The organism is Apilactobacillus apinorum (assembly GCF_001281175.1).
Lineage (GTDB): Bacteria > Bacillota > Bacilli > Lactobacillales > Lactobacillaceae > Apilactobacillus > Apilactobacillus apinorum.
On sequence record NZ_KQ440396.1, the window covers coordinates 226,459 to 239,535 of the forward strand.

Genomic DNA, 13,077 nt, shown 5'->3' on the forward strand with positions numbered 1-13,077 from the left:
TATTTCATTTATTTTATCACTAATTATATAAATTTAGTTCCTTACATACTGATAATGCTGATAGAAAATAAAATGGAGCTGTTTCGGTTCTTAAGATGCGAGGTCCTAATCCACAAGTTTGATAACCTTTTTCACTTAAAAAGCTTACTTCCTTTGGAGATATTCCACCTTCAGGACCAAAAAACATTGCGATTGTTTCTCCATCATTAGTCTTTTCAATAGTTTTAATTAAATCGGACTTTTCACCTTGCTTAGCTGACTCTTCATAAGCAATTAATTTATGATCAAATTCAATCTCACTCAATTCCTTTAATGAATTAATGTATTCAACTACTGGGATCACATTTCGATGTGATTGTTCAGCAGCACTTTTAGCAATTTTAGCTAATCTTTGAATCTTCTTATCAGCTTTATTTTTCCATTTTGCAATAGCCCATTCAGTAGGAACAAAAATAACCTTACTAACTCCTAGCTCTGTTGCTTTTTGAACAATTAGTTCTGCCTTTTCTTTTTTTGGCAAGCCACAAATGATAGTTGCTTGAATGGGTAGTTCTACATCTGATTCTCTTTGACTAACTACACTAGCGGTATTATTTTCTTCATCTATAATTTCAGCTATAAAAAGTTGGTGACTAGCATCTACAATTTCAAATTGATTACCCTCACCAGATCTTAGAACAGACATAAAATGATGTGCGATATCATCGCTCACTTGAAACGTTTGATTAACGCTTAAATTTTCATCAGTGAAATAATGTTGCATAAATTATTCGTCGTCCCTTCTTAAATGAGCAATAATTCCTCGCCAATCTCCCAGTGTAGATACTTGGTCTACTACGTATTGATTATTTTCTAGAGTTTCTAGCGTAACTGTTAACTTGTCTTTAATGATACCAGAAATAATGATTTTTCCACCTTCATTAATGTTATTAATAGATTGTGGTATTAATGGTAAAACTGCTTCTGGTAACATATTGGCGAGAATAATATCTGCTTTCTTAGAAATTCCATCTAATAAACTATTTTTATCGACAAATATGTCATTTTCAAATCCATTTAAAGCAACGTTTTTCTTAGCTGAATCTACAGCATCGTCATCATAGTCATAAGCACTAATTTCTCCAGCACCAAGTAACTTTGCAGCAATACTTAACACACCTGAACCGGTACCAACATCTAAGATGCTTTCATTCTCGCGAATTACAGATTCAATCGCTTGTAAACATAAAACGGTTGTTGGATGCACACCAGTTCCAAAAGCTTTTTTAGGATCCAATTTTATTACCAATTCACCATCAAATTCTTTGATATAGTTTTCCCAAACAGGTGAAATGGTTAAGAACTTAGTAATTCTCTTAGCATGATAATACTTTTCCCATTCAGAGTTCCATTTATCATCATTCAAGTTTTTAGTAATCACTTCAGCTTTACCTGGATTTAGTCCAAATTCTGACAACTGTGAAACTCTTGATTGGATAGCAGGAACCTTTGATTCAATGTCAAAATCTTCTGGAAAATAAGAATTAATACTTAACGTGTCCTTATCAATAGTATCAAGTTCCACTCCTAACGATCCAAACTCCATTAAAATGTTAATTACAGCGTCTTGTGATTCATCATTAGTTAATACTGAAATTTCTGTCCATTCCATTGCTAAACTCCCCTGTTAACTTTTTACAAAAAAAGTGCATCCATATGGACACACTCCGTTAATTTAACTTATTACTTAGACTCAGCTTGTGCCTTTTGCAGCTTAAGTTGTTTCAATTTTTCCTCATGCTGTTGTAAGTGTGATTCCAAATACAACATTAGTGAATTTTCATCTTTGAAAATACGAGGATGTTTTTGTTTATGAAGTCTTAAGTCAATTTCATTAATTTTTTGTCTACCAGTCCACTTATGACCGTATCTAATGATTAGTCGATTATCCAAGTTTTTCTTTCCGAATCTAAATACATAAACGTTATCAGGAGTAAGTAATGGTCTAATATAAGTCTTTTTGTAATAGTATCCATTATCTCTCAAAAACTTCTTTGTACGATTAAGCATTATTAACACCTCCATTTTCTTATTATTTATTTAATAAAGCATAAATCTGTCCATAAATCATTCTATATAAATTTTATATTAAGTTTGACCAATTGTCTACCTATAAAAGAATAAAGAAAAGCGCTGAAATTTCAATATTTAGAAAGAACTCAGCGCTTTACTATTTTATTTTACTTCACCAACATCAATTGCTTGATGCTTTAGTTTTTTAAAGATATGTTTATCAGCAATTCCAGTAATTCCACCTTGGAAGAAGAACGCAAATAGTGTTCCTAATCCGAAGTTATTAAATTGATGAGTAATGATAATAGCAACAATTGCCATTAATGTAGGTGGAATGTATGAGAACCACATTGCCTTTGAAGCATTTCCGTTACAGTATTTGAATCTTAAAATTTGCATTAAGTCATCTGCAGGATGTAAAGCAATGTTAACACGTTGGTAAATTGAAATTGCAATCGCAATAAATGAAACACCAACAAAGTTTAATAGAACATATAAAACTGTCATTAACCAACCATGTGCATCTGGTAACCAGTTAGTAACAATACCGTTGAAGTAATTAATTAGTAATGAGAATGGTCCTAAGAATGCAGCATTTCCAAGAACTCTACTCCAGCTCCATTTACCAACTAAAATAGAATTTAGCACTGTAATTAGCATACCTAAACCAAAGAATGCCCAGAATAATACCCATTTACCATTACCTAGAACGGCAAAACCTAGGTTATTTTCCGCAGCAGTCCAATATGCTGATCCTAAGAATGCTGGATGAATTTTTGCACTAGTAACTAATGTTAATACATTCCCCATTGAATTAATAATCAAAGATACTAAAAAGTAAATGATGGCACTAGTCCATGAAATAGTTCTTTTAGTTTTGTTAGCACTTCCATTAATTTGCATGATAACAATACTCCTTTATTCCTAAATAATTTTAATTTGTGAAACTTTTATCTATTATTATTATATATAATATCCACTAATAACTTAGTTAAAATTAGCACAAACTTTTCAAAACCATCTAAAACCTTTTACAAATCAAGCTTTGACAAGATATTTAAACTAATATTTATAAATATCATAATTTTATATTACTTAGTTTGTACATAAAATAACTTATATTTAGTTTGTGAACTTTATAACAAAATAAATTATAAACCATTTTCTTTATAAAATAAACCCCCTTTTTAATATTTTCTGAAACAAAAAAGCATTGAATAATATTCAATGCTTTTTCTCTATTTTCTCAAATCGAATATGTTTACCCAATAAGAGTTACTGTTTAACTTAATCAATGCAAATGAGTCTCCCACTTGTTCATTAAAGTGTGGATCGATTAAATGCATTTCCTTGATAACTTCAACTTTTTGGTCACCATCAATATTAATCGCAAATTTTATATCATTAAAGTCTGCGAAGTCTTTATCGGGTTGCCATAATGCTGAACCATCGTTTACAATCATTGTCTTTTCTAAATTATGGGATGCAAGATTGTCATCATATACTTCTTCTAAGCTATGATTATTTAACATCTTTTCTACTGCTCGTTTGGATGCATTTCCATCCATCCATGATGCATATTTATTAAAGAATTCCATGTACTTTTCATCCGGTTGCCAATTATCTAAAATATCTTTCAAATTGGATACAACATCTTTAGTCGTTTTAACCATTGGTCCAGGAGCCTCTTTAACAAAATCAAAATAGAAACCACGAATTTCATTAGCATATGCATCTAAATCGTATGTGAAGAAAATCATTGGACGTTTTAATGTTGCATAATCGAACATTACAGAAGAATAATCAGTAATTAAAACATCACTAATCAAGTATAAGTCCGCAATATCTGGATACTGACTGACATCCAAAGCAATATCAGTATAACTTGATAAGTCTAAGTTATTTGAGATTAAATAATGTGTTCTAACTAAAACTAAAACATCACTACCAAAAGCAGCCTTAACTTGATCTAAATCAAGATGCAACTTAGCAGTAAACTCATCATTTTTAACGTATTCATTATCGCGCCATGTTGGTGCGTACAATACAACTTTTTTATTGCTATCGATATTAAGTGCTTTCTTGATTCTTTGAATATCATCACTAGTATGATTAATTAATACATCATTTCTGGGATATCCATCTAGTTGCATTTGATTTGCCTTCATTCTAAAAGCTCTTTGCATAATCTTGGCTGAATACATATTAGGAGCAATTAATCTTGACCATCTATTATCATCTTTAAAAACATCTTTATGATACTTTTGAGCATTCATCCCTGGCATTGTTACTTTCATAACATCAGCCGCCAACGTTTTTAACGGTGTTCCATGCCAAGTTTGTAAAACAACAGTATCTTCGCTAGGTTGCCATCTAAATGGTCTTCTAACATTGGTTACCCAATACTTAGCTCTAGCTTGCTTCCAAATGCTACTAAAGCCAAATCGCAAGATATGTGGAATATTATTATCAATGAAGTATTGCTTATCTTCATCATTAACATTCCAATATAACTTGTATTGTGGATAATTTTTTGCCATATATTCATATATCGCTTTAGGATTATCAGAATATTGTGTACCAAAGAAACTTTCAAAGATAACGATATTCTTTTTAGATAATTTCTTAGATAGCCAATTTAAAATTTCTGCTTGCAAATAATTAGTATTAAAGAAATGACCAATCTTTCTAGTAATCAATTTATCATCAGGTTCTTGATCAAGATCATCATCATTAGTATTTAAGACGGTTTCAACAACTTGTTTTGTGGCTGTTCCCCCATCCCCATACTGCGCGAACTCTGTATAGAACTGATCTAACTGTTCTTTATATTGATCATGAACGCTATTTAAATTGACTAAACTATCAATTAATTGATTTTCATCATAAACAATTGGTCCGGGCATTTGTTTATCGTAATCTAGATAAACACCACGGTTTTCTTCATCTAAATACCAATCTTTATCATATGCATAAAAAATCATTGGACGTTTCAAATGTGCAAAATCAAACATAACTGATGAATAATCAGTTACCAATGTATCAGCAATTAGGTATAAGTCATTAATATTGTCATAATCACTAACGTCATAGACAAATCCAGGATTAGAATAAAAACTATTTGAATGGGCTACAAAATAATGCAATCTAACTAACAATACATATTCATCAGAAAGCTTGTCTTGTAATTTATCTAAATCCAATTTGAAATCGAATCCAGCATCTGCTCTATACGTTGGCGCATATAAAATAACCTTTTTATCTAACGGAATGCCAATTTTGTTCTTAATTTGATTACAGTAATCAACATTATTATTTGTGTATAATTCATCATTTCTAGGGAATCCAGATTTAATTATTTTTTGACTATAATTAAAAGCCTTACTTGCAGTTCTAGCCATATAATCAGATGGCACAACTAAATAGTCCCAACGACGATTTCTATGAGCAAATAGATTTTGAATTTTTTTAGTTCCAAATTTAAAGTGAGGTTCATCATAACCCATGTGCTTTAAAAATGTTCCATGAAGAGTTTCTACTTCAATTTGTCCCTTTCGCTTTGCATATCTATTTGGCATATTAGTGTTTTGAATAATGTATTTAGCAACTGCTAAATAGTACCAATATTTAAAACTATTCACTTTTACTCTATCAGCATTACCAGTGATCTTAGTTTCAGTGTTATTAAAAATCCAAACTGTTTTTATTTCAGGATGTTCTTTAACAACATATTCATACATTAATCTTTCATTACTATCAAATTTAGATGACCAGTATGAATCAAAAACCATAACCTTTCTTAGAGGTAAAAATCTCATTAAAGGATATAGTAATGAGTATGATAGTGATCTGAGTGATTTTTTAGAATCAATCAACTTAAAGAATGGTTGGTTAATACATAATAATATGTTTTTATCAGCATCTTTTTTTACTTCATATTTAACCACCGAACTACCTTTAAATGGCAATTCTGTTAACCCTATCTTAGCTTTTTTAGCATACTTAATTCGATAAATATCTACTTTATTTTCATTATAGATATACGCCTTAAATTGATAATCTCCACTCAAAAGATTTAACTGAGTTTTTTGATTGTTGGTTAGCTTGTAATTGAAAGATAAAATTCCTTCATTAAATTTTAAATCGTTATTATCTTCATCAAGAACAACTCTAGTTTGTTTATCCTTGCTAATCATTTCAACACGACTGTTATTGATATTAACGTTCTTTAAATCCCTGTAATTCTTTAACTTAGCTTCTACCTTTAAGACGTTAGAACTATTAATTGTCATTTTATTGATGACAAAAGGAGTTCTTTCATATGTCATTTCCATATGATCTGGGTCGCCATAATACATAGATAACGAATAATCATTAGATAAATTAATTTGTTTATGCATCTTTTCAGAGAAAAATGAATATCCCACAAGTGCATTAGTTACTGTGTCACGAATAAATAGACCGACTTTTTTATTTACAAATAGCTTGTTAAAATCACTCAAAGCAAAAATAAATCCACCTTCATGATTTTGCTTAGCCATAACTTGATTTTGTCCGTCTGAAATAACCATATTGTAATCACTAGCTGTCGCATTGGTCATATTGAAAATGACGTGTTCTTCATCCTTGATATTTGGAACACTGATTATTGGATCATGGCCTTTTTTAGCTTCAACACTATTTACATCAAATACTAACGTTCCAACACTATTGTATCTAGTAATGACCTTAAACCCATCTCTTTCAAACGGCATTAACTTTCTTTCAGCCAATTTATCGGTTGGATTAGTTACTACATCATTAATAAAATACTTGTTGCTAATTGAATTGCTAATTTGTAATTTCCATGTTCCAATCCCTAAATGTTTTACGGCTTTTGGGATACTAAATACAACTTCATATCCTGCATTATTGTACTTACCTTTTGGTTTCATAATGCGTTTTAATAATATCGTTGGTTTTCTAACAATATTTACTTTATAAGATTTATTGTTTTTTATATTAATTAAATTGGCTGTAATGGTTTCACTTGAATTAGCTTTATTAAACCATTTTTTGATTAATTTAATTCGATTGAACTTAAAAGCACCACTAATTTCAAAAGTACCCTTCTTAATATCTCTGTATTCAGCCTTACGAATCTTTTGATCGATTTTACAGTTATTGTTAGAAACATTTAAGTGACTAATTAAATCCTTGTCATTACTAATTTCTGGTAGTCTTAACTGATATTTTCTACCATGAAAACTACTTTTGAACTCACCTATCACTTCATTGTAAGTAAATGAATTAATCATTGAAATATCATTAACTTGGAGCGCATGATACATTATTTGGTGCTTAATTGGTAATAGATTAAATATGTCAGAACTCCATAGATTCCAATCTCTTAGAAAAACGTAAACCATTTCTTGGACTTTATAAATATAGTCTTCTTCGTTATCACCAAGATTTTGAATAAAAATATAAATATCCAAAAATAGTACTTTATACATGAAATCCATAATCATACTATCTTGTTTATCAAAACCCGCATCTAATAACATTTTATATGCAATGTTTAATGCATCTAAACGGTTTTGAAAGTTAGATAATGCACTCCTTGTTTGAGTGATGGAATCTGAACTTTCTCGCCATCTCCATTTATAAACAACATCTTCAATAATAGACGTCTTTTTAGACTTTAAGTGCACATCTAAAGTAAAGGGAATGTCTTCATAAATCATCCCTTCAATAAATTTAATGTTATTTTCTACTAAAAATGAGCGTTTGTATAACTTATTCCAAACCGTTGTGTCATATAGTAAATCATGATTAAATTTTAAGTCAGTATCGTTATAGTCATCATGAACCGCAAAAGAATGAAGGTATGAATTAGTCAATCGATACTTATCAAATCGTTCAACGAATCCAACAACAACATCAGAATCATTTTGACGTGCCTTATAAGTTAAGTTGGAATATGCATCTTCAGGAACAATATCGTCTCCATCAACAAAGGCAATATATTTTCCTCTTGCATGCTTCATTCCATAATTTCTAGTGGTACTGATTCCACCATTGGTCTTATGTAATGCCCTAAAAAAATCATATTTTTCAGCATATTCATCAATAATATCTTTGGTTTTATCTGTTGATTCATCATCAATCATTAATACTTCAAGGCTATCCTTGGGGAAAGTTGTATTTGCAATTGAGTCTAAACATCTTCTGATATAATCTTCGACGTTATAACAGGCTACAATCACAGATAAATATGGTTCTCTCATTGTTATTACATCTCACTTATCTTTTGTTTTGTTATAAATATTTAAAATAAAAAATACCGATTAAAAATTCGGTTAACTTGATTAAAGCAATACAATTATTGCTTTTTATGATATAGCTAAATTATATCATTAATAACTTCATTTTTAATTGGTATTTTATTAAGAATTATTCATTTTTAGGTAATACTAGGTTCAATATAACTCCTAATATTACTGAGACGGCTAATCCATTTAAAGGTAATGTTCCAATTTTTAACATGAATCCACCCACACCGATTACTAAGATTGTTGAGATGATCATTAAGTTTCTCTTCTTAGCTAAATCAATTTGGTTTTCTATCATGATTTTAATTCCACTAGAAGCAATTGTTCCAAATAGTAAGAAACTAATACCACCAATTACGGGTAATGGCATTTGCATAATTAGAACGTTTAACTTATTAATAAATGAGAATAATACGGCAAAGATAGCAGCCCCGATTAAAACGTAAACACTATGGATTTTGGTAATAGCCATAACACCAATGTTTTCACCATAACTTGTAACTGCTGGCCCACCCAATAGTCCGGCAAATACTGATGCTAATCCATCACCTGTAAGAGTTCTGTTTAGACCTGGGTTTTTAAAATAATTTCTTCCAGTTAATTCGTCTAGAACCATTAAGTGTCCCAAATGTTCAGTGATTGTCACAAAGGCAATTGGAGCAATTGCGATAATTGCTCCCCATTCAAACTTAACATTGTAAGAAACGAATGGAATTTCAAATTTAGGCATTGCAAACCACTGTGCATTTGCAATTGTAGATAGATTTACTAGTCCCATTGCAATAGAAAGAACATAACCACAGATAATTGCTAACAAGATTGGCATAAATCCAAGGAAACCTTTTACGTACATATTAAAGAATATTGCTAATAATAATGTTACAAGCGAAACAACAACGTATTTGTAGTCATAGTTACCATTATTTAGCATTGCATCGTTCGCTGCGCTTCCTGCTAATGATAATCCAATTACAATAACAACTGGTCCGACTACTACAGCTGGTAATAGCTTATCGATCCAATCAGATCCGATCATGCTAATTAATAAAGCTACAATTAGGTAAATAACACCAACCGCAATTACTCCTTGAGCGATTCCAGGATACCCTGTCACTTGCATCAAGTATTTCATTGGAACAATGAAAGCGAAACTAGATCCCATATATGCAGGAATTTTCTTTTGTGTTACTAAGATATGAATTAGTGTTCCTACACCAGATGTAAATAGTGCAATACTTGGACTTAATCCAACTAGTAGCGGAACGATTACAGTACTCCCAAACATCGAAAACATATGTTGTAATGATAAACCAATCCATAGCCAGAATCCTGGTTTATCATTAACATCTAATATCACATCTTGCTTTTTATCCATATTTCTTCCTCCCAAAAACTTAAGATCTCTAATTTAGCAAAAAAGATCTATTTATCCCGAGATAAATAGACCTTTACAAATTTTAATTAAATTCGTTCAATCTTTTCAGCCTCACGGGACTAAATTAAAGACTCTATATTTTTATTAAATAATACTTAGATTAATAAGAAATGTCAACTACTTTTTATCAGATTCTTCTTCATCAGTTTGTAGAACCGCCATAAATGCAGCCTGTGGTATATCAACTTTACCAACTGCCTTCATACGCTTCTTACCAGCCTTTTGTTTTTCAAGTAATTTCATTCTTCTAGTTCTATCCCCACCATATAGGTGCGCAGTAACATCTTTTCGATAAGCCTTAATATTAGTTCTAGCGATAACTTTAGCTCCGATGGCAGCTTGCACAGGAATTTCAAAGTTTTGTCTAGGAATAATCTTCTTAAGCTTTTCAACAATAATTCTGGCACGACTAGCAGAGAATTGTCGATGTGAAATAAAACTCAATGCATCAACTTTTTCACCATTTAGCAAGATATCAATCTTAACTAGATCAGATGGCTTGTAGTCACCTAATTCGTAATCAAGTGATGCATAACCTCTGGTAGTTGATTTTAATTTATCGAAGAAATCAAAAATGATTTCTGATAGCGGAATTGAATACATGATATTAACTCTATAATCATCAATATATTCCATTGTATCAAACTGCCCACGTCTTGATTGGCAAAGTTCCATAACTGCTCCAACATAGTCATTTGGCACCATTACTGTTGCATTAACATATGGTTCTTCAACTGACTTAATTTCAGAAGCATCTGGCATTTCAGATGGGTTTTCCACATCTTTACGATTACCATCAGTTGTGAAAACATGGTAAGTAACTGATGGAGCTGTTGTAATAAGATCTAGATTAAATTCTCTTTCTAATCTTTCTTGAACAACATCCATATGCAGCATTCCTAAGAATCCACATCTAAATCCAAACCCTAGAGCTTGTGATGATTCTGGTTCAAATTCTAAAGCAGCATCATTAAGCTTTAGTTTTTCTAGAGATTCTCTTAAATCTGTGAACTTTGCATTATCAGTAGGATATAATCCAGAATAAACCATTGGTTCCATTTCACGATAACCAGGTAAAGCTTCTTCTGCAGGATTATTAGCATTAGTTACAGTATCCCCAACCCTGGTTTGGTTGATATCCTTAATACTTGCAGTAATGTATCCAACGTCTCCCGCCATTAAATATTCTCTTTGAACTGGATGTGGAGAGTTAACACCAACTTCAGTTACTTCATATTCACTTCCACTGTTCATTAATCTGATTTTATCGCCGGGTTTTACAACCCCATCTTCTAAGCGGACACTTAAAACAACTCCACGATAGTCATCGTAGACTGAGTCAAATACTAATGCTTTTAATGGCGCATCTAAGTCACCAGTAGGTGCTGGAACTTCTTCGACAATTCTTTCTAATAAATCTTCGATTCCAATACCCTTTTTAGCACTAGCTAAAACAGCGTTATCCGCATCAATTCCGATGATGTCTTCCACTTCTTTTTTTACCATATCTGGTCTAGCAGAAGGTAAATCAATTTTATTAATTACTGGAACAATTTCCAAATCGTCATCAATTGCTAAATAAACATTAGCTAAAGTTTGCGCTTCGACACCTTGGGCTGCATCAACTACTAATACGGCTCCTTCACAAGCTGCTAAACTTCTTGAAACTTCATATGAAAAATCGACATGTCCGGGTGTATCGATTAAATGAAATTCGTAATCATGACCATCTTTAGCATGATATTTTAGTTCAACTGCATTTAATTTGATTGTGATTCCACGTTCTCTTTCAAGTTCCATATCATCCAACAATTGATTTTGCATGTCTCTTTTAGCGACAGTATCTGTCATTTCCAAAATTCGATCAGCTAAAGTAGATTTACCATGATCAATATGAGCAACAATCGAAAAGTTACGAATGTATTTTTGATGTTCCTTCATTTTTTCTAAATCCATGTTTATTCCTACTTTCAACGTAATATATTAGTATAATTATAACAACCGCACACGGTTTGTACAAACTAAATAATATTAATAACAAACAAAAAAAGAGTCGCTTTAACGACTCTTTTTATTTATTTCTTACCATTCATAGCGTCCTTCATTTTTTCGAAAAATCCACCATCTTTGTAGTCTTTTTCTCCAGAAGCTTCAGCAAATGCTTTAAGAGCTATCTTTTGTTGTTTATTAAGGTTCTTAGGAGTAACTACCTTAACAGTAACTAATTGGTCTCCCTTTGAACTACTGTTAATTCTAGGCATTCCTTTACCTCTAAGTCTGAATGTTGTATTTGATTGAGTTCCAGCAGGAACCTTCATTTCAACATCACCATAGACAGTTTTTACCTTAATCGTACTTCCTAGTGTAGCTTGAGCAAATGAAATGTCTTGGTCATAGTATAAATCATCACCTTGACGTTCGAATTCACGACTTTCTTTTACTCTAAAGACAATGAATAAATCACCGTAAGGTCCACCATTTTCACCGGCTTCACCTTGTCCTTGTAGTCTCATTTGTTGTCCGTCATCCACACCAGCAGGAATCTTAACTTCTACTTTATGGCTTTCATGCATGTGACCAGAACCATGACACTTATCACATTTTTCTTTAATTTCTTTACCAGTTCCACCACAAGTAGGACATGGATGTTGAGTTTGCATTCTACCAAATGGAGTATCTTGAACACCAGTTACGTATCCACTACCGTTACATTCATGACAAGTTTCCGGATTAGTTCCTGGTTTAGCACCAGAACCTTCACACTTATCACATTTAGCTTCTCTATCATATCTAATAGTAGTAGTCTTACCAAATACTGCATCTTCAAAATTAATCGTCATTTGGTACTGTAAATCTCTTCCCTTTACAGGAGCGTTAGGATCTCTTTGTGTTCTTCCACCGGCTCCACCACCGAAGAATTGACTAAAGATATCATCAAATCCTCCGCCACCAAAGCCTGAGAATCCACCAGCACCACCGAAGCCACCAGCTCCGCCGCCAAATCCGCCAGCAGGACCTTCAGCTGAACCGAATTGATCATAATTTTGACGCTTTTGATCATCACTTAGTACTTCATAAGCTTCATTAATTTCTTTGAATCTTTTTTCGGCACCAGGTTCTTTATTGATGTCGGGATGATACTTTTTAGACATTTTACGATATGCTCGTTTGATTTCGTCTTGACTGGCATCTTTTGATATTCCTAATATTGAATAATAATCTTTATCAGCCATTGTTATCCCCCATTAATATTTTTGCAATAAAAGGCCAAAGCCC

The 13,077-nt window shown here is 31.9% G+C and carries 8 protein-coding genes; all 8 read right to left on the bottom strand.

Translation table 11 applies throughout. From position 1 onward, the window contains the following. Positions 1-19: 19 nt before the first annotated feature. The 8 genes from RZ74_RS03815 to dnaJ all read right to left on the bottom strand — a co-directional run bounded on the left by RZ74_RS03815 (position 20) and on the right by dnaJ (position 13,034). Complete coding sequence (locus RZ74_RS03815) at positions 20-763, bottom strand: 16S rRNA (uracil(1498)-N(3))-methyltransferase (RefSeq protein WP_053950130.1); 744 nt, start codon at positions 761-763, stop codon at positions 20-22. A 3-nt stretch (positions 764-766) separates the two neighbouring features. Further along, positions 767-1,651 carry a 50S ribosomal protein L11 methyltransferase gene (gene prmA, locus RZ74_RS03820; RefSeq protein ID WP_053950131.1) on the bottom strand — a complete coding sequence of 295 codons (885 nt, stop codon included), beginning with the start codon at positions 1,649-1,651 and terminating at the stop codon, positions 767-769. A gap of 71 nt (positions 1,652-1,722) precedes the next feature. Beyond that, on the bottom strand, positions 1,723-2,049 hold the full coding sequence (locus RZ74_RS03825) for a hypothetical protein (protein WP_187291394.1): 327 nt from the start codon (positions 2,047-2,049) through the stop codon (positions 1,723-1,725). A 165-nt stretch (positions 2,050-2,214) separates the two neighbouring features. Then, entirely contained in the window at positions 2,215-2,955 is a 741-nt protein-coding gene (locus RZ74_RS03830) for a DUF6198 family protein (protein ID WP_053950132.1), read from the bottom strand. Positions 2,956-3,290: 335 nt separating this feature from the next. Next, the gene (locus RZ74_RS03835; protein WP_053950133.1) at positions 3,291-8,321 is read right to left on the bottom strand and encodes a bifunctional glycosyltransferase/CDP-glycerol:glycerophosphate glycerophosphotransferase; all 5,031 of its coding nucleotides are present in this window, start codon (positions 8,319-8,321) and stop codon (positions 3,291-3,293) included. A 166-nt stretch (positions 8,322-8,487) separates the two neighbouring features. Continuing rightward, positions 8,488-9,741 carry a solute carrier family 23 protein gene (locus RZ74_RS03840; protein WP_053950134.1) on the bottom strand — a complete coding sequence of 418 codons (1,254 nt, stop codon included), beginning with the start codon at positions 9,739-9,741 and terminating at the stop codon, positions 8,488-8,490. Positions 9,742-9,918: 177 nt separating this feature from the next. Then, positions 9,919-11,757, bottom strand: coding sequence for a translation elongation factor 4 (lepA, locus tag RZ74_RS03845; RefSeq protein ID WP_053950135.1), 1,839 nt, complete (start codon positions 11,755-11,757; stop codon positions 9,919-9,921). Between the two features lie 119 nt (positions 11,758-11,876). After that, positions 11,877-13,034: a molecular chaperone DnaJ gene (dnaJ, locus tag RZ74_RS03850; protein ID WP_053950136.1), complete on the bottom strand. Its 1,158-nt coding sequence runs from the start codon at positions 13,032-13,034 to the stop codon at positions 11,877-11,879. Between the last annotated feature and the right edge of the window lie 43 nt (positions 13,035-13,077).